This is a genomic window from Chitinophaga sp., from assembly GCF_039596455.1.
GTDB lineage: Bacteria > Bacteroidota > Bacteroidia > Chitinophagales > Chitinophagaceae > Chitinophaga.
The window spans coordinates 66854-92565 of sequence record NZ_JBCNJR010000012.1 but is presented as its reverse complement, the minus strand read 5'-3'; the positions used below and the strand labels follow the sequence as shown (position 1 = coordinate 92565).

Genomic DNA, 25712 nt, shown 5'->3' with positions numbered 1-25712 from the left:
CCTGCGGCGCGCGTTTCTGGCCGAGCCCGCGGCATGATGCAGGAACTGTACGGCGGGCAGGCGCCCGCCAGGCTCTTCCGCGCCGTAAAAAATAACTTTTTCCTACTTTCGTTTCCTTTTCTCGTTTTTCCGGGTTAAATTATAAACGAATAGGACAGTATGGAGATCTTACACGTTAGCGCGGAATGTTACCCGGCGGCAAAAGTAGGCGGATTGGGAGACGTGGCGGGCGCGCTGCCCAAATACCAGCAGCAGGCGGGCGCCATTGCCAAAGTAGTGATGCCGGCATACAATACCCCCTTCAGGGAAAAACACACTTTTGACCTCGTACACCAGGGCGGCTTATGGGTGGGGCATGAATGGTACCACTTCAACATCTGGAAAGAAAGCACCAATGTACTGGGCTTTGACCTCTACCAGGTAGACATCCCCGGTTTGCTGGATACGGCCGGCGTATACGGCTACCCCAATGACACGGAACGTTTCCTGGGGTTCCAGATAGCCGTGCTGGACTGGCTCAACGAATGGCAGCACCAGCCGGACGTGATCCATTGCCACGACCATCATACCGGCCTGATCCCCTTCCTGGTGAAATTCGGGTACAAGTACGCGCGGCTGCAGCACATTGCCACCGTACTGACCATCCATAACGCACAGTACCAGGGCCAGTTTGGCTGGGACAAGCTCTACCTCATCCCGTCTTTCGACCTCTGGAAAAGCGGCATGCTGGACTGGAACGGCGCCATCAACCCGCTGGCTGCGGCTATCAAATGCGCGTGGCGGGTCAATACCGTGTCTCCCAGCTATATGGAGGAGCTGTTCAGCAACGCCAACGGCCTGGAGGCCCTGCTGAACATGGAGCGCCATAAGGCCTCCGGCATCCTGAACGGGATCGATGACAAGGTGTGGGACCCCGCGGCGGATGACATGATAGCGGCACGCTACAGCGTGAAAGACGTGACCAAAGGCAAGAAGGCCAACAAACTTCGTTTATGCGAAACGTTCAGCCTCAGCCCGGAGCTGCCGCTGTTCGTGTTCATTGGCCGGCTGGTGGGAGACAAAGGGGCAGACCTGCTGCCTGAAGTAATAGGCCGCACGCTGGCGGAACATCCTGACGGCCTTAACTTCCTGGTGCTGGGCAGCGGGGATGCGCATACGGAATGGATGCTGCAGCAGGCACGGCAATACGCGGGCAACAACTTTAACGTGTTCATCGGGTATAACGAAACCCTTTCGCACCAGCTGTACGCGGGGGCAGACTTTTTGCTGATGCCTTCCAGGGTAGAGCCTTGCGGCCTTAACCAGATGTACGCCCTGCGCTACGGCACCATACCCATTGTACGCACTACCGGCGGCCTCATTGATACCGTCCGGGACTTTGGCGACGAAGGAGGCTTCGGCATCCGCTTTTACCACGCCAGCCCCGGAGACGTAGCCCATGCCATAGGTAGGGCGCTGGAGCTGTACGGCAACAGGAACAAATTTTCAAAGATCAGGAAAACAGTGATGCAGCTTGACCATTCCTGGAATAAAGCGGCCGGGGAGTACCTGAATATGTATACCAGCCTAAAATAAATTGTAACGTTATGTCGAACGCAGTGATCTCTATTATTCTTGGAGGAGGTGCCGGAACGCGGCTTTATCCCTTGACCCGCAGCCGCTCCAAACCGGCTGTGCCCGTAGCCGGCAAATACCGGCTGGTGGACATTCCCATTTCCAATTGCCTGAATGCCGATCTGCACCGCATTTTTGTGCTCACGCAGTTCAATTCGGCCTCATTGAACAAACACATCAAAAATACCTACCACTTCAGCCATTTCAGCAAAGCCTTTGTAGACATCCTGGCGGCGGAGCAAACCCCTGATAACCCCACCTGGTTCCAGGGAACGGCAGACGCTGTGCGGCAGACACTCCGCCACCTGGAGAACTTCGAGTTTGAGTACGCGCTCATTCTCTCCGGAGACCAGCTGTACCAGATGGACTTCCGGGAAATGATACAGCATCATATCGAAAAGGGGGCCGATATTTCCATTGCCACCATCCCGGTACATGGCCGGGAGGCCACCGAGTTCGGCATCCTGAAAACGGACGAGAACAGCTTTATTTCCGCTTTCATCGAAAAGCCGAAAAAGGAGCTGCTGCCGGACTGGTCTTCCGAAGTGAGCCCGGAAATGCAACGGGAAGGGCGTATCTACCTGGCGTCTATGGGTATTTACATCTTCAACCGGCAACTGCTGTTTGACCTGCTCAACGGGCAGCCGGAGTCTACAGACTTCGGCAAGGAGATCATCCCCAATTCCATTACGGAACACAAGGTGCTCAGTTTTCAGTACGAAGGGTACTGGACAGACATCGGGAACATCTCTTCCTTCTTTGAGGCCAACCTGGGCCTTACGGACGATATTCCGCAGTTCAACCTCTTTGACGACCACAAGACCATCTTCTCCCGCGCACGCATGCTGCCGCCGGCCAAAATATCAGGCACCACCCTGGAGAAAACCGTGATAGCAGACGGCTGCATCATTAACGCCAGCCGCCTGGAGCGCTGCGTGGTAGGCATCCGTACCCGCATAGGCAAGGGCACCACCATCAGCAACAGCTACCTGATGGGGAACGATATTTACCAGACGCTTGACGAGATCAACAATGCCCGCAGCAAGGGCCGCCCGCCCATTGGCATCGGGGAGCGCTGCTATATCAACAATGCCATTATTGACAAGAACGCCTGCATTGGCAACGACGTACGGATCAATGGCGGCAAGCACCTGGAAGACGGGGATTTTGAGAAATATACCGTGAAGGATGGCATTGTTGTTGTGAAGAAAGGGGCGATACTCCCTGATGGTTTCCAGTGCCTGGGGTAACAACGCTTAATAAAAAATACCGGATATGCGGCTATCTATTGAAAGGCATAACACCAAGGTGTCACCAGATCTCAAACGTGTGGTGGCGAGGTTTTTCTACAACGGCGATGCAAGGGCGAAAGGCATTATTCTGAGAGTGATGGAAATGACGGACGAAGAAGTGAACGTTTCCGTCACCCCCATTTTGCGGGATTTCTCCAAACGGCATCGTAACATTACCCGCATCTTTGAACGGCATGCAGACAAGCTGAAGAATCTCTTTACGGCCCTGCAGATAGACTACAGCGAGCTGGACCTTAAAAGGAAGCTGCTCATTGGCTCTTTCCATACCAACGAATTTTCCATAGAATCTGCCGCCTTCTTTAACCCGTCTATGGTAGAAGACCCTGACCAGAACGGGCTGGAAGAAGGGGAAAAAAGAGTGGTGCTGAGCTTCAGGGCGGTAGGTGAGGGGCATATTTCTTCCATCGTGTTCCGCCGCGGCACCATCAATAAGAACAACGAAATTACGCTCATACCGGCCGGTAATTATGTAGACGAACCGGATATTATCCGCAATACGGTATACCACAAAAACGTGTTCTTCCAGAACGCCGTATCCATCCGGCTGCCGGATTCCGTGATCCGCGAAGTGAGCAACAGCCTGCCGGATACGTTCGAGTACATGCAGCTCAAAAAAGTGATCCGTGACATGCAGCAGCGCTACCAGGTAGACCATTTGCTGAAGCGCAACCTGGAGCGCGTGCTGTGGTTGGCGGATTCTTATTACGAGATCAATTTTTCACTGGATACGGACATCTCTGACCGGGTCATTTTCCCCTATTCCGAAGCGGAAAGCCGGGGTATTGAAGATGCCCGCTTTGTAAAGTATACGGGAGATACGAGCGGGGTGACCTATTACGCCACCTACACGGCGTTTGACGGCATCACCATTCAGCCCAAGCTGCTGCAGACGAGGGATTTTTATCATTTCAAGATCATGCCCCTCTACGGCGAAGGCGCGCAGAACAAGAACCTGGCGCTCTTTCCCCGCAAGATCAACGGGCGTTACGCCATGATGAGCCGTATAGACGGCATCAACAATTACATCATGTACTCGGACAAGATCAACATCTGGGAAAATCCCGAAATACTGCAAACGCCCAAGTACCCCTGGGAGTTTGTCCAGATCGGCAACTGCGGCTCGCCCATTGAAACGCCGGAAGGCTGGCTGGTGATCACACACGGCGTGGGGCCCATGCGCACCTACTGCCTGGGCGCTACCTTGCTTGACCTGGAAGATCCGAAGATAGAGATAGGCCGCCTCAAAGAGCCGCTGCTTATTCCCAATAAAGACGAGAGGGAGGGCTATGTGCCCAACGTATTGTACTCCTGCGGCTCCATGATCCACGGCAACGAGCTGATCATCCCGTACGGGCTGTCAGATTATGCGTCTACCTTCGCCACGGTACATCTTGACAAGCTGCTGGAGAAGGTCAAGGAAGGCTGACCGTTTTCATGAGGACCTGTTCATACACCTTTACGTAATCATCCACCATTTTCTGCACGCTGAACTGCGCCAGGGCCCACTCCCGGCAGGCGTGCCGGTCTATGTCCTGCAGCGCGCCCACATACGCAGCCGCCTCACCGGGGCCGCCGGTCAGGAAGCCCGTTTCCCTGTGGCGTATCAGCTCCGGCATGGAGCCGCGGTTATAGGCAATAACAGGCGTGCCGCACATCATGGCCTCCGCCACGCTGAGGCCGAAAGGCTCGTCAAAGTAAATAGGGTGCAGCAGGGCTTTGGCGCGGCCCAGGAGCGTGTCCCGCTCGTAACCGCCTACGGGGCCTATGTAACGCACCTGTTCACCATCTATGTGTGGTTTCACTTTTTCATCGAAATACGCCGCATCCTGTACAATACCGGCAATAATGAGGCGGTGGCCCGTTTGCCGGGCTATGTCAATAGCGTCTGCCGTGCCTTTATGCGGGTGGATGCGGCCGAAGAACAGCAGGTAATCTTCCGGCTGGTCATTAAAGCTGAAGCTGCCGGGATGTATGCCGTTGTACACGGTGGCAGCGTACTGCAGGTCTGCGCTGCGGTCTGCGTTGCTGATGGATACATAGTGGCATATATCGTTATAGCGCCGGTACACGGGGATGATCTTCGGGGAAGAGAAGCCGTGAATGGTGGTGACCATGGGCGTGCGGATGAGCCGGGAATAGGTGAGGGGCAGAAAGTCAAAGTGGTTATGGATGATGGCATACTCATCAGCCTGCTCCATCAGCAGGCTGATATGCATGCATTCCATCACCTTGGCGTCCAGCTCCCGGTTTTCTTCATATCCCTCAGGGCAAATGGCCTGCAGGTTGCCGCCGGTAAGGGAGTTGGCCGTGGCAAAGAGCGTTACGCTCCAGCCTTTTTTTACCAGTCCCTCCGCTACATTGGAGGCCATTTGCTCCCAGGGCCCGTAGTGCGTGGGCGGTGTGCGCCACGCTACGGGTGAGAGTATTGCGATCTTCATTTTTCCTGTTAACTGATTTTGCTGACTACCGGTGTGGAAATAATGGCCGTTTTAACGGGTTTTTCCTGCCGGGGAATGGCCTCGCAGCTTTGCAGCACGGCCAGGTGAGAAATAAAGTACGCCAGCGTGCTTTCCGCGCCCTGGTTGCGGTTCAGCCCGTGCGGGGAAATACCGTCGCAGCAGCCATGCGTTTCCGTATCGTAGAGGGATACACGCAGCACGTTCTCACCGGTGAACCAGCGGTAGCAGGTGAACATCTTTTTCAGGTAACCGGCATAGCCCGTAACGGTATAAGCCTGCTGGTACAGCAGCACCATGGCCATGGTTTCCAGCGCCTGTTGGTCAAACACCGGGCAGTCATTGCCTTCGCACAGCCAGCCGTCGTTACCCACGGGGCAGAAGTAGCCCTGGCTCATGGTAACGGTTTCCAGGAAGGCCAGGCTTTGCAGGGCAACTTCCTTCAAATCTTCCCGCTTGCTGATCTCCGCTGCATGCAGCAGGGCCAGCGGCAGAATGCCGTTATCATACGTCATCGTTTTCTCGAACCATTGCCAGTTGCCCTCCCGGTTTTGATGCCAGGCGTCTACCAGCGGCTGCACGAGAGATTGCAGCCTGGCCTGTATGCCTTCGTCTGAAGGGTAGGCCTGCAGGTAATGGCAAAGGCCAATAGCAGCGTTGGCGCGGCCGCGCAGGTACTCTAGCGCGTCAAGATGTGCCAGCGAGCGGTGGAACAGCTCCATGGCAAACTCCCGGTAAGAATTATTGGGAGCGTAACGCACCAGGTGGCCCAGCGCCCATACGGTGCGGCCGAAAGAGTCTTCAGACCCTATCTCGTCAAGGTACTGGCGGCTGAAGCTCAGGAAGTTCCTGAAATTACCGTCCGGCCGCTGCATGTAATGGATGAAGCTGAGGTACACGGGCAGCAGCTCCGGCGTGGGCGCGTCTTTGCTTTTGCGATGCTGGTGGGCCATTACGGTCATCATCAGCGCACGCGCATTATCATCTACGCAATATCCTTCCTTCAGGTTGGGAATGCCGTATTTGGCGTGTTGCACGATGCCGGTATCATCTGTCAGTCTTCGTATATGCGAGAAGTTCAGCGGCGGCAGGAACGACGGGTCAGGCAGGGTACGCGGGTTGTTGATGGATGCAGGCCGGGGAGTGTTGCGGATCTTTTTGGCCAGCTGGTAATAACGGGCGCCCATGCGGCTCCACTGCAATTCCCGGCCATATTCCAATGCGCGGCCGCGCAGGGCTTCCAGCGCTTCCGGGCTGTCAAGCAGCTCAGTGAGTATATTGCCCAGCTCGTCAAAGCGGGAGAAGCCGAAAAGGCGGCCGCGGCCATCTTCCAACAGCTCCTGCGCATACCAGTACGGGGTAGATACTACGGCAGCCCCTGCGCCCAGGGCGTAGGTGAGCGTGCCGCTGGTGATCTGCGCTTCGCTCAGGTACGGCGTTACGTATACATGGCTGTGGCGGAGGTAGGCAAACAGATCGTTTTCGGTCAGGAACTGGTCTACAAATAAAACATGTTCATCCAGCCCGTTCTCCCTGATCATCTCCTGCAAACTGTTGCGATATTCCTCACCGGCGTGGCGTAATACCGCAGGATGTGTTTTTCCTGCCACAACATACAGCACGTCCGGATGCCGTTCTATTACACCGGGCAGCGCACGTATCACTGTTTCTATGCCCTTATTGCGGCTCAGCAGGCCAAAGGTGAAGATCACCTTGCGGTTGCGCAGCGCTTCGGGCAACACGTCTGCGCTGATGGAAAGCTTTTCAAAATCAGGCACGCCGTGCGGGATGAGCATCACCTTGTCTTCCGGCACATCATAGATCTCGTCAAGGAAACGCGTGGCCAGCCTGCTCATCACAATCACCCGCGCCGCATGGCGGGATATTTCTTTTACAATGGTTTTCTGTAAAAAGGAGGGTTCCTTTAATACCGTATGGAACGTAACAATGTAAGGAACTTTCAGCTTGCCCAGCAGCGAGAGAATGAAGATGCCGCTCTCACCGCCAAAGATGCCGAACTCGTGCTGCAGCACTACCAGGTCGGTATCACTGTTATTGATGTGGTCTGCCGCGGCCAGGTAATCCTGCATGCTGTGCTGGCGTACAGTAAAGGTAACTTCAGGAGGGTATTCATAAGCCTGTCCTTCATCATTCATGGCTATTACACTCACTTCGGGCGCATCTTCCACGAGGCCCGTTGCACGTATCAAATGTTCGGTGAACGTAGCGATCCCGCACTCCCGGGGATAGTAAGACGAAATGTACGCAATCTTCATAAGAGTAACTGTTTTTAAAATTTAGCAATGCGGGGAACAAACAGGGGACATTCACATTGTGCTCACAGGATATTTAATATTTGCAAATTCGCTGCCAATAATTCTGTAAAGACAAGGCGGCAGACTTTCTACGAATTGTGATAAATGGTAATATCGGATTGTTTGAAATATGTAATTTCATTATCTCATCTGGTACCGATTTGTATTTGATTTATCTTCGTGCATTCAAATTGTAATTTTAGTGACCAATAATATACAGCCGCCACTCAGTTATCATCATATACCGTTTGCAGACACGGGCTATTTCAGCCCGCTGGTGGCAGACTTCCTGTCAGGCCGCCAGCCGCTGCGCTCTTTTTACGAATACCATCCCGTGCAGCCTGACTTCAAAAAGGCCATGCTGCTGAAGGCGGAGCAGCCGCTGCGGCGGGACATATTGGCAGATGCCCTCTACCACCAGTACCAGCACCTGGAAATATCTGAAGAGGTGAGGGCCAACATCGGGCTGCTGCGGGCCACTAACACCTTCACGGTCTGTACTGCCCATCAGCCCAATATTTTCACCGGTTACCTTTACTTCGTATACAAAATCCTCCAGACCATCAAGCTGGCGCAAGAGCTGCAGCGGGAGCACCCGGAGAACCATTTTGTGCCCGTGTACTACATGGGCAGTGAAGATGCGGACCTGGACGAGCTGGGCTCCATTTTCCTGGACGGCCGCAAGCTGACCTGGAATACAGACCAGACGGGCGCTGTAGGCCGCATGCATACCAAAGGCCTGGAAACGCTGATCGCACAGATAGGGGACAGCATCGGTTTTGCGCCTTACGGCCCTGAATTGCTTGATATATTGAAGAAGGCCTACCTGGGCCATGATACTATACAGGAGGCTACGCTAAGCCTGGTAAACGACCTTTTCGGGCGTTTTGGGCTGGTAGTGCTGATACCGGACAACCCGGCCTTTAAACAACAACTGATTCCGGTGATGGAGGAGGAGCTGTTTCAGCAAAGCGCTGAAGCTATTGTCAGCAAAACCATCGGAAAACTGGCAGAACATTATAAGGTGCAGGCTAACCCCAGGGAAATAAATCTTTTCTACCTGCATGCAAATATACGGCAAAGAATTGTGAAGGAGGGTGACGTGTGGAAAATATTACACACATCGTTGTCATTTTCCGGGGAGGAGCTAAAGCAGGAGCTATATGAACATCCTGAACGTTTCAGCCCTAATGTGATACTGCGCGGCATCTTGCAGGAAACCATCCTGCCCAACATTGCCTTTATTGGCGGCGGGGGAGAAGTGGCCTACTGGCTGGAGCTGAAAGACCTTTTCCACCATCACCGCGTGCCTTACCCGGTGTTGCTGCTGCGCAACTCCTTCCTCTGGGTCAACCAGGAGCAGCATGCCCGCCAGCGCAAGCTGGGCATTACCATGGAAGCGCTGTTTGAAGATACCGGCCTGCTCGTAAACCGCTTTGTGCATGAGCATACCAACGCCTCACTGGTGTTGCGGGAAGAATATGCGGCCATTGAAAAGCTGTTCAACGCGCTGGAAGAAAAGGCCAGGGCCATAGATGTAACGCTGGTGGCCACCACCAACGCGGAGCGCAACCGCGCTGTTAAATCTGTCGGCAAGCTGGAGCACAAGTTCCTGCGGGCGGAAAAGAAAAAATTTGAATGGCAGGCGGAGCAAATAGTCCAGTTGAAGGCCCGGTTATTTCCGGGTAACACGCTGCAGGAGCGGAAGGAAAACTTCCTGCCTTATTACGCGCAGTACGGCCCCGCCTTTTTTGACCACCTGCTGCGTGCATTGCAGCCGGTTACAGACCAGTTCTGCATTATAGCGGAAGAATAATATGGCATTTCCGGAAACCTAATCTGTGATAGCCGCCCCGTGAACGGCGGCTTTTTTCATGTCTTTCAGCACCGTATGCAGCGCGTGGAACTGGTCCCGCACGTGTTTGATCTCCAGCATCTCCTCCCTCTCCACCGTATGGCCCTGCCCGTTATTGATCTGCTCCTGCCGCACGTGCAGCAGGTGCTCCAGCCGCTCTTCCAGTGACTGGAAGGCAGGCGGCAGCTGCATATCGGGGATGAACACGCCTACGCTCACAAACTGTTCTATCTGGTCCATCACGGTGAGCAGGTACAGCAATATGTCTTTATACTCAGGCCGCTTGTATTGCAGCTGGTGCTGCAGGGCATAGGCAGACAGCTGCGCAATGTGGGAAGAAAGGGAGTGGCTCAGCACCACAAAGTGGTACAGCTCAGAGCCGAATTTCTGTTTGCTCCTCGGCTCGCTCAGCATGCGCTGGAAGGCGGCGGTGAGGTTGGCCGTGGTAACATGCACGTCTTTACGCGCCAGCTTGTACGCAAAGAGGCTGAAAGGCTTGTCTGTATACAGGTTCATTACCTGCGTGAGATATTGTTTGTTGGCGGAAATGTTCTTCAGGATATACTCCGGCAAAAAGCGGTACTCCCAGCTGGGCCAGAAAATGTAGTTGAAGGCAAAGGCAATGCCCCCGCCCAGGATGGTATCCAGCACCCGCTGCGTTACGTTGTCAAAGTCTGCCGGGTGCAGGAAATGCAGCAGGAAGATGATGAAAGGCGTCATGAACACCACGCTGGTAACGTAGTGATAGGTCTGGAAGCTGTACGCGCCCAGGATGCATACCAGCATCACGCAGAATATCACCGTATCGTCTTTGGTAAGATAGAGAATGCCGGCAGCGAAGAAGGCGCCTATGATGGTGCCCAGTATACGCTGGTAGCTGCGGGTTTTGGTGAGGCTGAAACCGGGTTTCATGATCACCACAATGGTAAGCAGTATCCAGTACGTTTTGCTCAGCTGCAGCGCATGGCCCAGCAGGAAACCAGCTATCATGGCCAGGCCGGTGCGGATGGCGTGGCGGAAGATGTGAGACTTGAAGGTAAGGTTGTTGCGGAAGGTGGTAATATCGTACCGCTGCCGCGTGGTGAATTTCGACAGCTCCAGCTGGTGGTCGAAAGCGGAATCTTTCACCCGTTCCAGCCGGGTGAGCCGGTGCATGTTGTAGATGCGCTGGGTAATGTTCTGCAGGTTGTCGAAAATACTTTCAAAGGGAATGAGGTCTGCCCGTTCTTTCAACGTGGGCAAGGTAGCCTGGTACTCTTTAAATTCCCGGCGGGCCCTTTCCAGCTCCAGCTTCAGGTTCACCTTGGGCATAGACCGCTGGCTGGCAGACACGGCAATGCCGATGTTATCCAGCTCTTCCGCAAATTTCAGGATGGTATGGTGCAGCGAGGTAATAACTCCGGTGCCGGCAAAGCGCTGTTGCAAGGAGGTATAATCTATCTGTGACGCCGTGATCTGCTCATACATGTCTACCAGGTCAAGAAAAATGAGCACCATGCTTTTGCTGATGCTGGTGGTGCCCTGCTGGGCGGAGCGCATTTTCAGGAGCAGCTCGCGCACCGCTTCCTGCTTTTCGTTCACCACCACCTGCTGGGCCAGCACGTCACGGTAGCTGTCTGTAATATCCAGTGCCGGGTTGTAAAAATCCGCCCGCTGCCGCAGGTACCGGGCCGTTTGCTGGATACAGTCCCCCAGCGTCTGCTGCACGGTGAGGTAGGGGCGTATCTGCCAGAGCAGCAGTGCCAGCAGGGCGTACCAGATGCTGCCGCTGAGGGTGAGCAGGGCCACCTGTACGGCCAGCTGCCAGCTGACGTAGCTTTCCGCCATAATGCTCACCATAATAATGAGCCCGCCGATGCCGATGTTGCCGCCACGGTTGCCGTAAATGAGCAGCATGCTGTAAAAAACGCTGCAAAGGCCTACCCAGAGTGTGAGCAGGGCCGTATAGGGCAGCAGCAGGCCCGTGCCCAGGGCGGTAAGGAAGATCAGTACAGTGCTGATGAGCAAGCCGTTGCGCTTGTGCAGGATGGTGCCCGGCACGTCTGCCAGGGCGGTACACAGGGCGCCCATAGAAATGGCAATGCCGGTGTTGAGGTGGCCAATAGCGGCAAAAATAACGGAGGGGACAACAACACTCAGGGTGGTACGAAGTCCGTTGCTGAAATGATAACTGAAAATAAAGGCTTTCGCTTCTTTGAACCAACGATCTTGCATTAGGCGCAAAATTACAATTTACAAGGCAGCTTTGTGATAATCAAGCAATAATCGAAACAAATCATGTTAATATATGAAAATCAGTTGATTATAAAAAGGAAGTGGATAAATTATCCCCAGGTGTGTATAAGTAAATAGTAAATATTATGTGTTCTCCTTTAATTTACCATAGAATGCAGTGTGCGGCCATATCTGAGACCTACTGCCATATCAACTTATTTCGTTTATCTTTGGCGCCCGGAAAATGGCCCCGGCATCAGGGGGTGCCACCCCGTAACAAAGAATTTGAAAAAATCGTAATTCGAAGCTGTGCGTTTAAAAACACTGGAAATTAAAGGGTTTAAAAGTTTTGCGGATAAAACCGTGCTGCACTTTGATGAAGGGGTGACCGGCGTTATCGGCCCCAATGGCTGCGGTAAAAGCAACATCATAGATTCCATCAGGTGGGTGATAGGCGAGCACAAGATCAGCAACCTGCGTTCAGAGAACCAGGCCGGCCTGGTGTTCAACGGCTCCCGTACCCGCTCGGCCAGCGGCATGGCCGAAGTGAGCCTCACTTTCGAAAATACCAAGAACGTACTGCCCACCGAATTTACCACGGTGACCATTACACGTAAATTTTACAAGAACGGCGATAGTGAATACCGCCTCAATGATGTGGCCTGCCGCCTCAAAGACATCCACAACCTCTTCATGGATACCGGCGTGAGCACAGACTCTTACGCTATTATTGAGCTGGGGATGGTGGACGATATCATCAAGGACAAGGAAAACAGCCGCCGCCGCATGCTGGAGCAGGCCGCCGGCATTTCCATCTACAAAACCCGTAAAAAAGAGGCCAAATCCAAGCTGGACGCTACAGAAGGAGACCTCAACAGGATAGAGGACCTGCTGTTCGAGATCAACAACAACCTCAAAACCCTCGAAAGCCAGGCCAAAAAAGCCGAGCGCTATTACGAGATCAAAAAAGAATACAAAGAAGCCAGCATAGAGCTGGCCAAAGCCGCCCTGGAGGGGTTTAACATCACCTTCCGGGACCTGACGGACCAGCAGCAGCAGGAAACAGACCGCAAGGCTGCCATTGAAGCAGAAATATCTACAGACGAAGCGGCCGTGGAGCAGGACAAGCTGCATTTTGTGGCCAAGGAACGGGAGCTGCAGGTGCTGCAGCGCTCCTTCAACGAGCTGGTAGCCACCATCCGCACCAAGGAGAATGACAAGAACCTGGCCACCCAGCAGCTCACCTACCTGCGGGAAAGGGAAAAGAGCCTCTCAGACTTCCTGAATAACGCCGAAGGCCAGCTCAACGGGCTGACGGAATCCATTGCCTTTACCGAAACGCAGGTGGCAGACGAGCAGGAAGTGTTCGAGTCCATGCAGGACGAGCTGGAAACCCTGCAGGAAATGGTAGACGAGAAGAAAACACATTTTAACGATAAGAAACTGGGCCTGGAAAACCTGCGGAAAGACCAGCAGCAATGGCAGCGCCAGCAGTTTGAGGCGGAAAAGAAAGTAGCGGTGGCAGATACCTCCGTGCAAAACCTGCAGCGCAGCATTCAGCAGCTGCAGGAAGAAAAGGCCAACCGCCAGGCGCAGATCACGCAGCTGGAAGAAGAAAAGAGCGGCCTCCAGGAAACGCTGGAGCAGCAAAAGGAAGAGCTGGCCGAAATGGTGCGCTTCCAGGAAGAGACCAAAGGCAAAATACTGGCCACCCAGGGAGAAATTGAAGGCCTGCGGGATACGCTGGTAGACGAGAACCGGAAGCTGGACTCGAAGAAGAACGAATACGACCTGCTGAAATCTCTCGTAGACAGCCTGGAAGGCTACCCGGAAAGCATCAAGTTCCTCAAGAAGAACAACGAGTGGAACAACAAGGCGCCCATTCTCAGTGATATATTCTTTTGCCGGGAAGACTACCGCACCTGTATTGAGAACCTGCTGGAACCTTACCTGAACTATTATGTGGTGAACAACGCGGAAGAGGCCATCCAGGCCATCCGCCTGCTTGACCTGCACAAGAAAGGCAAGGCCAACTTCTTTATACTGGACCAGTTCAACCACCAGGCAGGCGCCCTTTTTACGCCGCCCGGCACCGTGTCTGCCCTGGACGTGGTGGAGATTGAGGACAAATATAAGGGCCTGGGCAACTACCTGCTGGGCAAGGTGTTCGTAGCAGAAGACGTTACCGCCATCAACTTTGCCGAGCTGCCTGACCAGGATGTGCTCATCACCGAAAAAAGCGGCCGCGTTCACCGCGGGAAGTACAGCATGAACGGCGGTTCCGTTGGCCTGTTCGAAGGCAAGAAGTTGGGCCGCGCCAAAAACCTCGAAAAGCTCGAAGCGGAAATACGGGCGCTGGAAGCTGTGTGCAGCGGCCTCAAGGCGCAGCTGCAGGCCAAGCACGATGAAGTGCTGGGTTATAACAGCCAGCTCAACGAAAACAACATCAACGCCCTGCGCGAAAAGGTGAACCAGCTCAACAACCAGCTGTTTGGCCTGCAAAACCGCATAGAGAACTTCCACCACCTGATAGAGACCGGCAGCAAACGCCTGGCTGAAATGGAAGCTTCGCTGCAGGCCAATGAACAAAGCATTTCCAGCGTAAGGGATGAGCTGGATACGTTGAATGACCGGGTGCATGCGCTGCATGACAGTATTGTGGCCGCAGACCGTGCCGCCCAGGAAGCTGAACAGCAGTTTAACCAGGCCAGCGTGCAGTTCAATAACCAGAACCTGCAGCACACCCGCCAGCAGAGCAAGGTACAGGCGCTGAAGCAGGAGCTGGAGTTCAAACGCAAACAACTGAGTGACCTGCACCTGCAGATTACCAGCAATAAAACACAGCTGGAAGATACAGCCGGCAACATTGCCGCCGCGGAAGACCGCCTGCTGCAGTCTGAAGACGGCCTGGTAGAGCTGTTCCGCCGCCGGGAGGAAGAAGAGAAAGCGGTGAACGAAAAAGACCAGGAGTACTACAACTTCCGCAACCACCTCCAGGAGCTGGAAAGCGCCCTGCGTTCCAAGCAGAAAACAAGAGATATGCTTGACCAGCAGCTGAACCAGATCAAAGACAAGGTGAACGAGCTGAAGCTGCAGCTGGCCTCCATGAAAGAAAGGCTGAGCGTGGAGTTCAAGGTGAACCTTGACGAGATACTGGACGAAGAGCGTACCGGCTCCCAAAGTGTGGAAGACCTGCAGGCCAATGCAGAACGCCTCAAGAAACGGCTGGAGAACATGGGAGAGATCAACCCCACGGCCATTGAGGCATACACAGAAATGAAAAAACGTTATGAGTTCATACTGGAGCAGAAGAATGACCTGGTAACCGCCAAGGAGTCTCTGCTGGCTACCATACAGGAAGTGGAAACCACTGCCAACCAGAAGTTCCTGGATACGTTCAACCAGGTGAAGGAAAACTTCATCCGCGTGTTCAAGGCCCTGTTTACGGAGGAAGACCAGTGTGATATGATCCTGAATGACCCCGCCAACCTGGCTGACACGGGCATTGAGATCATAGCCAAACCCAAAGGCAAGCGCCCCGCGGCCATCACCCAGCTTTCCGGGGGAGAAAAGACCCTCACGGCCACCGCGCTGCTGTTTGCCATTTACCTCATCAAACCCGCTCCCTTCTGTATACTGGATGAAGTAGACGCGCCGCTTGACGATGCCAACGTGGGCAAATTCACCAATATGATCCGCAAGTTCTCAGACAACTCGCAGTTCATCATCGTTACCCACAACAAACAAACCATGGCCGCGGTAGACGTGATCTACGGTGTTACCATGCAGGAGCCGGGCGTGAGCAAGCTGGTGCCGGTAGATTTCAGGAGCTTGAATTAAGGTGATTGGATGCGTTGACGCGGCTACTACCGGTTGCTGACCGCTCCATTCTTGCCACGAGCCGTCTTGTTCCCGGCAGGGTAATTGCTACGCTTGTTTACAGGCTGGTACAAAGATTGCCCCATCCTCCAAAACCTTCGGTATGAACCTGAAGCCCCAGGAAGTATTAACGGAACAGGATGTAAAAAAGGGACTAAAGCTGGTGATCGGTGACGGGCTGTTCTCCGAAACCATGACTACGCTGACCGGCGGCGCCTTTATAGTGGCCATGGCCATATTGCTGGGCGCCAACAACCTGCAACTGGGGCTTATAGCAGCTTTGCCCACCATGGTGAACATGTTCCAGCTGATCTCCATCTGGCTGGTGAGGCGCTTCAACAACCGCCGCGCTATTACCGTTATCTGTTCTTTAATGGCCCGTTTTCCCCTGGTGATCATCGGGTTGCTGCCGTTGCTGCTGCCCGGTATTGTAACCATCGAGCTGATCATCCCCATCCTTTTCTTTTATTACCTGATGGGCGCCATAGCCGGCGCCAGCTGGAACTCCTGGATGAAAGACCTGGTGCCGGAAAAACAACTGGGCGCCTACTTCGCCAAGCGCAGCAGCCTCATGCAGACGATGAACGTCATATTGAGCCTGGTGCTGGCCCTGGCGGTAGACTATGTGCGGGATTACCATCCTGCTTTTGAACTCAACGCCTACGGCTATATGTTCATTGCCGCCGGCATAGCCGGCCTGCTCGGCACCACCATACTGGCCGGTACGCCGGAGCCGCAGAAGTACCTGCCCAAGGAAAACATTTTCCGTATGCTGATGCGGCCGCTGAAAGATGCCAACTTCCGGCGGCTCCTGGTATTCAACTCTGCATGGGTGTTTGCCGTAAACATTGCCTCGCCGTTCTTTACCGTATTTATGATGAAAAGTATGGGGCTGGGACTTTCCTACATCATCGGCCTCACCATCATCAGCCAGATCAGCAGCATCCTTACCATCCGGCTCTGGGGCCGCTTTGCAGACCGGTACAGCAACAAGACCATTATTGCCATTGGCGCTCCCCTGTATATACTTTGCCTGGTAGGCTGGTGTTTTGTGGGCATCTACACACAACTATGGCCCAACCTGTTGCTACTGGCCGTTATTCACCTGGTCATGGGTTTTGCCAATGCAGGCATCAACCTTTCGCTCACCAACATCGGCCTCAAACTGGCGCCTACGGCAGATGCCATTGTGTACCTCAGCTCCAAGAATATCATTACCGCCATCTTTTCAGCCCTGGCGCCACTGCTGGGCGGTATACTGGCAGACTATTTCACCGGGCGGCACCTGAAGATAGATGCGGAATGGGGCGGCCCCCGGTGGACGAAAACGCTGCATATCATTGAGCTGCACGAGTGGAACTTCCTGTTCCTGTTTGGGGCGCTGCTGGGGCTTATAGCCGTAGAGCAGCTGACCCGGGTGAAAGAAACCGGCGAAGTAGAAAAAGACTATGTAGTGCGCATTATGCGCAGCACCATGCGGAACAACCTGAAAAACAACTTCCTGACGGGCAGCCTGATGAACGGGTATTCACAGCTCAAAAGCGTGTTCAGAAGGCGGTTCCTGTAGCCCCGCTATTCCACCTTTTGCGCCGCCCGTCATAAAACCACCGCCTCCACCTTATTTTAGCCTCTTCAAATTTGAAAATTAGCATCAGGGATAGTATTTTAATGCCTATTTTCAATCGATTCCAAAAACTGCATTCCAGGTCTATGAATACTGGCAGATTATTGATTGCAGGGGCGTTTACAGGTTTAATGATCAGTGCCTGCAACAACCCGCGGAAACATGCAACAACAGACTCTCTCGCCATAAGGCAGCAATACGCGGAATCTCCCGTACTGACGCCAGCGCAATCTCTCGACAAAATACAGGTGGAAAACGGGTTTTCCGTACAGCTGGTGGCCTCGGAACCCATGGTAGTAGTGCCCGTAGCCATGACGTTCGATGAGCGCGGCCGGCTCTGGGTAGCCGAAATGACCGGTTACATGCCGGATACAGTGGGCACCGGGGAAGATGCCCGCAACGGGAAGATCGTGATACTGGAAGATACCACCGGAGACGGGGCCATGGACAAACGCACCGTTTTCCTTGACTCGCTGGTGCTGCCGCGCGCCCTCTGCATTGTGGGCAACGGCATTCTGGTGGCGGAACCGCCTAAACTCTGGTACTATACTTTTGACGGGGACCGCCCCGGCAAAAAAACATTGGTAGACTCCCTCTACACCGTAGGCGGCAACGTAGAGCACCAGCCCAACGGCCTGGTGCGCGCCATGGACAACTGGATCTACAACGCCAAATCAGACAAACGTTACCGCTTTGACGGCGGCCGCTGGCTGAAAGAAGACACGCATTTCCGGGGCCAGTGGGGCATTTCGCAAGACAACTACGGCAGGCTGTTTTATAACAACAACTCGGAAAACCTGCTGGGAGACTATTTCAGCGCGGGCCTGGGGGCAGGCAACCCCAATCAGCGGAAGGTAGACGGCTTTGATGAAAACATTGTACCTGATAACAAGGTATACCCGCTGCGCCCCAACATGGGCGTAAACCGCGGCTATATGAAAGGGGTGCTGGACGATAGCCTGCGCCTGGTGAACTTCACCGCTGCCTGCGGCCCGCTGGTTTACCGCGGCGGCCTCTATGGCCATGGCTTTGAAGGCAACGCCTTCGTGGCAGAGCCCTCCGCCAACCTCATTAAAAGGAACATACTGGAAAACCAGGGGTATAAGGTGAAGGGCCGCCAGGCATATAAAGGCCGGGAGTTCCTGGCCAGCACGGACGAGCGTTTCCGCCCCGTAAACCTGCACCTGGGGCCGGATGGGGCCATGTATGTGCTGGATATGTACCGCGGCATCATTCAGCATAAAACCTACCTTACGCCTTACCTGAAAAACGAAATAGGAGCAAGAGACCTCACCCAGCCGCTGAACTGCGGCCGCATTTACCGGGTGGTGCCCACCGGTGTAAATCCCGGTCCCGTGAAAATTACCGGAGACCTGGTGCCGTACCTCCTCCATGCCAACGGATGGGTGCGTGACAAGGCGCAGCAAATGATAGTAGACGGGCAAAACCGGCAACTGGCGCCTGCCTTGCGGGAACGGCTGCACGATGCGGCGCAGCCCCTGGCCGCCATACACGCCCTTTGGGCGCTGGAAGGCCTGCATGCGCTGACCCTGGCAGATGTATTGCCCTTGCTGCGGCAGCCCGATGCCGCCCTGCGCAGCCAGGCCATTACCGTGTTGCCGGCCGTAATGAGCAGCGGCAACGCCAAAGAAGTGGCCGCGGTGCTGGAAGAAATGATGGCAGACTCCCTGCAGGCCCCCGTGGTTACCCTCATATTGCCCGCGCTGAAGAAAAAGGACGCTTCCGCCGCCGCCCGGCTGCTGCAGCAGGCCTGGCGCAGCTACCCCAACAACAGGGTAGTGGCCGATGCCGTGATCAGCAATGTAAAAGATAAAGAAGCGGAACTGCTTTCCGCCATTGAAGCCTGGAACCCTGACACCAACCTCGTAATACGCCGCCACCTTGACAAGGTGTTGTCAGACATTGCCAACCGCCGCAAATCCCGCATGGACGACGCGTTGCTGAAAGAATACCCCCGCGGCAACCTCATTTTCAAAACCATCTGCCAAACCTGCCATGGCGCAGACGGCGAAGGCATTCAATCCCTGGCGCCACCGCTCAACCACTCTGAGCTGGTAACCGGTAAAAAAGAAAGGCTGATAGCCATTGTGCTGTACGGCCTTACCGGCCCCGTAACAGTAAACGGCAAGCTGTACAAATCCCCGGAGATCAATGGTGATATGCCCGGCATTATCAATAACGATGAGTTTTCTGACGGGGATATAGCCCAGTTGCTGAGTTTCATCCGGAATGCGTGGGGGAATAAGGCGGAGAAGGTGACGGAGAAAGATATTCAGCTGGTGAAGCAGAAGTACAAGGGGAGGGAGAAATCCTTTACGATGGAGGAGTTGAAATAGAGAAAGATATATCAGCCAATGCCGCTATGCGTCGTTGATGCTCATAAAAAATGCCGCCTTAGCAACGTGCTAAGGCGGCATTTCTATAAGACTGTAATTCTTCGTTTATTCCAGGGCTCCGTTGTAATCAGATTCCCTCAACGGAATTTTCCAGGTCCATTTGTTATTCTCGGAAGGCTGTATGGTTTTTGCGAGGTCCGGAATGAAGTTGCCGCCGTTAGCATATGCCTTGCGTACTATCGGATCATTCCAGCGTTTCATATCAAACCAGTCGAAACCTTCACCCCAAAGTTCAATTGCACGGTAGGTCTTGATTTCGTTCAGCAAATCAGTACCGGTCTTGGTGCAAGTGTAGCTTGCATCGCGGCCGGAACCATTGGTGAGGCTTACCAGCAGTTGTTGAATTTCAGTAGCCGGCTTGTTCTGGAAATATTTGGCTTCAGCTTCTATCAGGTACATTTCCGAGGAGCGGAAGTGATTCAGGTGGCCTACACCGGGCATATCGTTAGCCTTTACCTTGAATTGCATATAAGCGTATGCGGCAGCTGCCGGATCAAGAGCCGGGAACAACTGGAAAGCCCTGGCTTTTAAAGCCGTGCCGGCCAAACCGGTGTTAGTATTGTAAGTGTCGCCGGCTGGGTCAAGGAACAACCCGCGGCGGATGTCTGTAGCAGGTATCTTGTTATACAGCTCGCGGCTGATACATTTGGGATATGTTCTTACAGCAGAGGCTGTCGAGTTGTAAGCAATATACGCCTGGTAAGAGTAGAAATACAACGTTTCATCAGACGCGCCATAAGTGCTCCATATCCATTCTGAATTGGGTGTAGAAAAGCCTGCTTTGTAGTCTGCTACGGACATCAGGGGGAAGCTTGCTCTCGCTTTTACGGCATGATCTTCCGCGGCAGGGTAGTCCTGACGGGTGAGTGCTGCACGGGCGTAGATGGCATGTGCCACGTTGATGTTCATTTCATGGTTCTTCTCGCGGGTTTTTCCAGACTCGGTAAATAATTTAATGGCCTCGTCCAGATCGTCATATATCCGTTTGTAGGTTTCTCCGAGGGTAGACAAAGGCAAGTCTCCGGTAGACTCATCGAGCCTCAGTACCACACCCCCGGTAGCCCCGTTGTTGGAATCTGCCCACCTGTTACCGTATAGTTGTGATAACATAAAATAGCAGTAGGCTCGGAAGCTTAGGGCCTGCGCCTTGATGAACTTCTTCTCTGATTCAGGGCCTGAAGCGGCATCTATTTTATTGATCACAGCATTGGCGTTACCAATGATCTTGTAATAATAGTACCAGGGGTAATACAGATAGATACTGGTTACGTTTTCGTTGAAGGTACTGTTGATAATGGCTGCCCAGCCTGGAAGGTTCACAAAGAAATGATTTCCGGGATAGTTGCCATAATACATCTTGATGGTGCCTTCGCCGTTAAAGCCCTGGGATCCAAGGTATTGCTGGGTCATCATTTTGGCAAGGCCGTTCACTACCAGTTTGGCATTGGCGGTTGTCTCGAAAGCAGTTACCTCGCCTACCTGATCTGTGGGCTTGGTTTCAAGATAGTCTTTGCTGCAGGAGGTTGCAAGCAATGCAGCAGATAGTATACCTATATTGACAATTTTTTTCATGTTTTTTTAGTTTTTGTTATAAACCAACGGTTACTCCGAATGATACCACACGGGGTGTTACCCAGGCGTTTACGCTTCTGCCGTTAAACTGTTGTTGAGGGTTCATGCCCCGCAGTTTAGTGAAAGTAGCCAGGTTTTCCACTCCTGCATTTAGCCTTACAGAGCTGATATCGATCTTGTTCAGCAGGGAAGAAGGCAGATTATAAGTGAGCGAAATATTCTTGATCACCAGGTAGGAGCCGTTCTGCAGGAATTGTGAAGACATTACGTTGTTGTACTGGCTCCTCGCAAAGTCTACCACAGGAATACCTTTCGGATCTATACGGTTGGGTGAGGTTTCGGTCATGCCGGCAGGAACGCCATCCCATGCACGCAGCAGGTCTTTGTGCATAGATTCGGGCGTGCCGCTCATCGTTCTCAGGTCCAGGTAAGAATCGTCATAGATTTTGAATTCAGTAGCATAAGTCATGAGAGCAGACAGTGAAAAGTTTTTATAAGTCAGTGCCGTACTGATGCCTCCGAACATTTTCGGCATGGGGCTGCCTACAAAATCACGTTTTGCATATGTGTGATAAGTAGTATAGTAGGTGCCGTTGATATTTACCAGGTATTTCAGGTGCTCACCCGTAGTTGCATCGGGTTTATAAGTGTCGGAATCTAATACATACAGAGAATTTCCGGTCATCTGGTCTACACCCGCAAACTGGTAGGTCCACCAGTCATAGATACCGTGACCCACTGTGTATTTATAGTTGCCGTCAATGATGCCGTTCTTGTTCTGTTCAGACAAACGAACGATCTCGTTCTTCATCCAGGTAGCATGAGCGCCAACGTTCCATGTCCAGTCTTTTGTTTTCACTACATCTACGTCCAAAGACACTTCCAGGCCCTTGTTGGATACAGAGCCTACATTCTGCCTTATAATAGCAGCAGCCTCTGAGGTAGATGTAGCACCGGCAGACAGCGGCAGGTTCACATCAAGCAGGAGATTCTGTGAACGTTTGTCAAAATACTCAACCGTCAGGTTGGCTCTGTTGAACAGGCGGGTTTCCAGAGCTGCGGTTACAGACGAAGATGTTTCCCAATGCAGCGCTAAAGCCGAGAGCTGAGACTTGTAAAGAGCAGCCACGTTCGCATTCTGGCCCAGGGTATAGAGTGCCATATAAGGATACAGTACCGTTGAACCTACGCCGGCATCATTGCCTACTTCACCGTAAGACGCACGCAGTTTAGCATAATTCACCACATGCGAGATGGGCTGGAAGAAGTCTTCTTTTGAGATCAACCAGCTGCCGCCCAGCGAAAAGAAGGTACCCCACCGGGCATCTTTGGAAAAACGGGATGTACCGTCTCTCCTGATGGAACCGTCGATGTAATACTTCTCATCATAGTTGTAACGGGCGCGGGCAAAATACCCTTCAGTGCGGTAGTTGTGCTGGTAGTCCGTTAGGCGGGTAATAGCGGTGAAGTTGATCAACTCCAGTTGGTTGGCGAAAGTTTCGTTGGTTTTATAGCCATTAAGGTAATTGTAATTATCATAAAAGTTCTCATGGCCTATCATCACATCCACATTGTGCTGGTTAAAGGCCCTTGCCCAGGTAAGCAACTGCTGGGCCGTATAGTTCATGTAACGGTAGTTGTTCCGCTCTGCACGGCCTTTATTGCCTTGCCCATCGCCTATAACGGCATTGGAGTAGGTATGGTTATCACTGTTGCGGAGATTCAGGTCGCCTTTAACAGAGAAGGTAAAATCTTTCAGGAACTTTATGTCAAAATACACCTGGCCGTTAATCGTATTCCGGTAAACTTTATCCTTGTTCAATTCGTTTTCCCAGATAGCATTGCGGCCTGGCAACCAACTCCTCGTGTTCGATCCGTCATCATAACGTTTCTGTCCCTCCTCATCCAGCACATATTCGCCAGTGGCCGGGTCGTGCAGGTGAACAGGGTAGATCGGAGCGGCGCTCCTTGCAAAATTGAAGGGGCTTACAATAGAGCCTGCACTGCCGGTACCACCAGGCAGGCGGTCAGACTGCTGATGAGAACCTGACAGGTTAAAGCCATACTTCAGCCAGTCTTTAGCCTGAAGGTCTGCATTAACGCGCCCGGTAAATCTTTTATAATTCGAGCCTTTCAGATAACCCTTTTCGTCCAGGTAGCCTACAGAGTAGTACAGGCTACTCTTGTTGCTATTGGAACGGCCGCTGATGGAATAGTCCTGGCGGTGGCCCTGTGTTTCAATATCGTTGAACCAGTTCAGATCGTCCAGGTACCCAGGCCTGATCCTGGCATCGGCCACTAACTTGCCGTTAGCATCGAACAACTGGTCATTGGGTTTATCGTAGATGTTTAATGTCAGGTAGTTGTCTATCAGGCTTTCCGTTGCTTTGGCCCCGGCTACTTCCTTGTTGGGATAGGTAGCAGGGTTGTTGGTCATAAGGGAATTACGGTAGCCTTTCCACATGGTCTCCATAAACTCCTGTTGGTTCATTACATTATATTCCTTGACGCCACGGCTGTAAATGCCCTGGTTGGCTACCACGGTAATGCCTGCATCGCCGGACTTGCTGGCACGCTTGGTGGTTATAATGATCACGCCATTGGAAGCCCTGTTCCCGTAAAGAGCGGAAGCCGCCGCGTCTTTCAACACGGAGATGCTGGCAATGTCATTGGGATTAAGGTCTGAAATATTACCACCAAAAAAGACCCCATCAATGATATACAGCGGTGAATTATCTCCATTTATAGAGGTTGTACCGCGTATGCGGATGGTAGGCTCCGAGCCGGGCTGACCAGTGGTGTTGTTTACCTGGATACCGGCGGCACTACCTTCCAGTGCACCCATTACGTTGGTGATGGGCCGCTTCTCAATATCCTTGGCCGCTACCGAAGTTACAGACCCTGTAATGGATTCCTTTTTCACCTTGCCGTAGGCTACTACCACTACCTCACTCAGCTCGTCTGTAGTAGCCTCCAGGCCAATGTCTACGGAGGTTGCGTCTCCTACTGTAACGGTTTTAGTGCCAAACCCGATTGAACGGAACAATAACACGCTGCCGCCGGGGGCTTTGATGATGTACCGGCCATCGGCATCGGTTTGGGTACCGGTAGTGGTACCCTGAATAATTACGGATACGCCGGGTATGGGCGTTCCATCCAGAGAGTTCGTAACTCTACCCGTAATTCTTTTGTCCTGACCAAATACTACAGTTACCTGCAGCAGAGTCAACAAGAAAAAACCAAGTAACTTTTTTCTCATGTAGATTTAGATTTTAAATATAAAAAAACTCGACCCAAAGACTTACTATTTGGACTTAAGATTTAGATTCAGGTACAGGCAGGCTATGGGCCTACAATTTCCGCTAAAGAACAGGTTAAAACTTGGATGGATTCAGTATAGACTTTAGGAGAAGAGATCGGGTCAGGGAATAATCGCTTACTGTCGATCCGGCAAGGCTCTAAAGCATATAACTAAATAGATTTTGATGTAAATAAATTTAATGTAACTCTCAGACACGGCAAGCTACCGGACTTCGATTCAGATTTGTTTATACGATTCAGATTCTGTTTGTTATCTCATAGTATAATTTGCGGTACGTTGTAACTGATATATGGCGTAAAGATAAAGGTTTATTTGTTTCAGCCATAAAAAAAAATTATGGATGGCCACTATCTGCATATCCTTCAGGATTATTAATTATGTAATTCCTTGAATTTTAATTTAAATATGTATTTATAAAATGATCTATTTATTTGAACAGTGATTATTTGCGAAACCGGTAAACGAACTATGTGTCATAAAAGAGAAGGAGCGTAGGGGCGTACCGGTTATTAAAGTTCATATTGATGGGAGCAACTGCTTTTATGCTGCCAGCCTAGAGGCTAAGGGATTAATCCTTCCTGAAAACAATCTTATCCCCGTACTTGATCTTCTTCTTGTCTACATACCCCGCATTCACCTCCACCACATACTGCGCCTTTTTGAAAGAAGGCAGGCTTTCTTCTGAGAGGGGCGTGGCGTATTTCTGGATGGACACGATCTCGAAGTTCTCATCCACATACAGGATATCAAGCGAAATATAGGTGTTCTTCATCCAGAAGCTCTGCTCTTCCGGGGCGGGAAAAATGAAGAGCATGCCCAGTGAGTCTGCCATGCTTTTGCGGTCCATGAGGCCGCGGGCCCTTTCATCGTCTGTTTCTGCAATTTCTATGCTGATGGTGCTGATGGTATCGCCTTTTTCCTTGCTGATGAAGGAGAGCACGCCTTCTTTCCGGAAGGCTGGCCCATCGCCGGCGGGAGCGGCAGGGGTGGTGCTCACAACGGCAGCTGTGTCTGCATTGCCGGCAGGCTGGCGGTTAGGCTGGTTTTGACAGGAAGAAACGTACAGGCTTGCGAAGAGGGCCAGCATGATCTTGACATTCATAATTTTTCTCGCTTTTGAGGGATGAAGAT

Annotated in this window: 13 protein-coding genes; 7 read left to right on the top strand and 6 right to left on the bottom strand. The window is 52.6% G+C overall.

The genetic code is table 11. The annotated features are described in order from the left end of the window. Positions 1 to 159 precede the first annotated feature (159 nt). Genes ABDW36_RS24895 through ABDW36_RS24885 form a run of 3 tightly spaced genes read left to right on the top strand, consistent with a single transcriptional unit; the run spans position 160 to position 4353 of the window. On the top strand, positions 160 to 1575 hold the full coding sequence (locus ABDW36_RS24895; RefSeq protein ID WP_343704654.1) for a glycogen synthase: 1416 nt from the start codon (positions 160 to 162) through the stop codon (positions 1573 to 1575). Positions 1576 to 1586: 11 nt separating this feature from the next. After that, positions 1587 to 2864 carry a glucose-1-phosphate adenylyltransferase gene (locus ABDW36_RS24890; RefSeq protein ID WP_343704653.1) on the top strand — a complete coding sequence of 426 codons (1278 nt, stop codon included), beginning with the start codon at positions 1587 to 1589 and terminating at the stop codon, positions 2862 to 2864. A gap of 25 nt (positions 2865 to 2889) precedes the next feature. Continuing rightward, positions 2890 to 4353: a glycoside hydrolase family 130 protein gene (locus ABDW36_RS24885; RefSeq protein ID WP_343704652.1), complete on the top strand. Its 1464-nt coding sequence runs from the start codon at positions 2890 to 2892 to the stop codon at positions 4351 to 4353. On the opposite strand, the gene ABDW36_RS24880 is transcribed toward ABDW36_RS24885, so the two are convergent. Next, entirely contained in the window at positions 4340 to 5365 is a 1026-nt protein-coding gene (locus ABDW36_RS24880) for a glycosyltransferase family 4 protein (protein ID WP_343704651.1), read from the bottom strand. The two genes, ABDW36_RS24885 and ABDW36_RS24880, sit on opposite strands and share 14 nt — an antisense overlap. 8 nt (positions 5366 to 5373) lie before the next feature. Then, positions 5374 to 7659, bottom strand: a complete 2286-nt coding sequence (locus ABDW36_RS24875) for a glycosyltransferase family 4 protein (protein WP_343704650.1) — start codon at positions 7657 to 7659, stop codon at positions 5374 to 5376. A 241-nt stretch (positions 7660 to 7900) separates the two neighbouring features. On the opposite strand from ABDW36_RS24875, the gene bshC reads away from it, so the two are divergent. Then, positions 7901 to 9514, top strand: a complete 1614-nt coding sequence (gene bshC, locus ABDW36_RS24870; protein WP_343704649.1) for a bacillithiol biosynthesis cysteine-adding enzyme BshC — start codon at positions 7901 to 7903, stop codon at positions 9512 to 9514. Between the two features lie 18 nt (positions 9515 to 9532). Here bshC and ABDW36_RS24865 read toward each other — a convergent pair whose 3' ends face one another. Further along, complete coding sequence (locus ABDW36_RS24865) at positions 9533 to 11767, bottom strand: FUSC family membrane protein (RefSeq protein WP_343704648.1); 2235 nt, start codon at positions 11765 to 11767, stop codon at positions 9533 to 9535. 309 nt (positions 11768 to 12076) lie between these two features. Here ABDW36_RS24865 and smc point away from each other — a divergent pair, with 309 nt between their 5' ends. The 3 genes from smc to ABDW36_RS24850 all read left to right on the top strand — a co-directional run bounded on the left by smc (position 12077) and on the right by ABDW36_RS24850 (position 19627). Next, positions 12077 to 15607 carry a chromosome segregation protein SMC gene (gene smc, locus ABDW36_RS24860; RefSeq protein WP_343704647.1) on the top strand — a complete coding sequence of 1177 codons (3531 nt, stop codon included), beginning with the start codon at positions 12077 to 12079 and terminating at the stop codon, positions 15605 to 15607. A gap of 142 nt (positions 15608 to 15749) precedes the next feature. Next, entirely contained in the window at positions 15750 to 17213 is a 1464-nt protein-coding gene (locus ABDW36_RS24855) for an MFS transporter (protein WP_343704646.1), read from the top strand. A gap of 143 nt (positions 17214 to 17356) precedes the next feature. Further along, the gene (locus ABDW36_RS24850; RefSeq protein WP_343704645.1) at positions 17357 to 19627 is read left to right on the top strand and encodes a c-type cytochrome; all 2271 of its coding nucleotides are present in this window, start codon (positions 17357 to 17359) and stop codon (positions 19625 to 19627) included. 105 nt (positions 19628 to 19732) lie between these two features. Here ABDW36_RS24850 and ABDW36_RS24845 read toward each other — a convergent pair whose 3' ends face one another. The 3 genes from ABDW36_RS24845 to ABDW36_RS24835 all read right to left on the bottom strand — a co-directional run bounded on the left by ABDW36_RS24845 (position 19733) and on the right by ABDW36_RS24835 (position 25683). Further along, positions 19733 to 21259: a RagB/SusD family nutrient uptake outer membrane protein gene (locus ABDW36_RS24845; protein WP_343704644.1), complete on the bottom strand. Its 1527-nt coding sequence runs from the start codon at positions 21257 to 21259 to the stop codon at positions 19733 to 19735. 16 nt (positions 21260 to 21275) lie between these two features. Then, on the bottom strand, positions 21276 to 24518 hold the full coding sequence (locus ABDW36_RS24840; RefSeq protein WP_343704643.1) for a SusC/RagA family TonB-linked outer membrane protein: 3243 nt from the start codon (positions 24516 to 24518) through the stop codon (positions 21276 to 21278). 631 nt (positions 24519 to 25149) lie between these two features. Beyond that, complete coding sequence (locus tag ABDW36_RS24835; RefSeq protein ID WP_343704642.1) at positions 25150 to 25683, bottom strand: DUF192 domain-containing protein; 534 nt, start codon at positions 25681 to 25683, stop codon at positions 25150 to 25152. Positions 25684 to 25712: the final 29 nt, after the last annotated feature.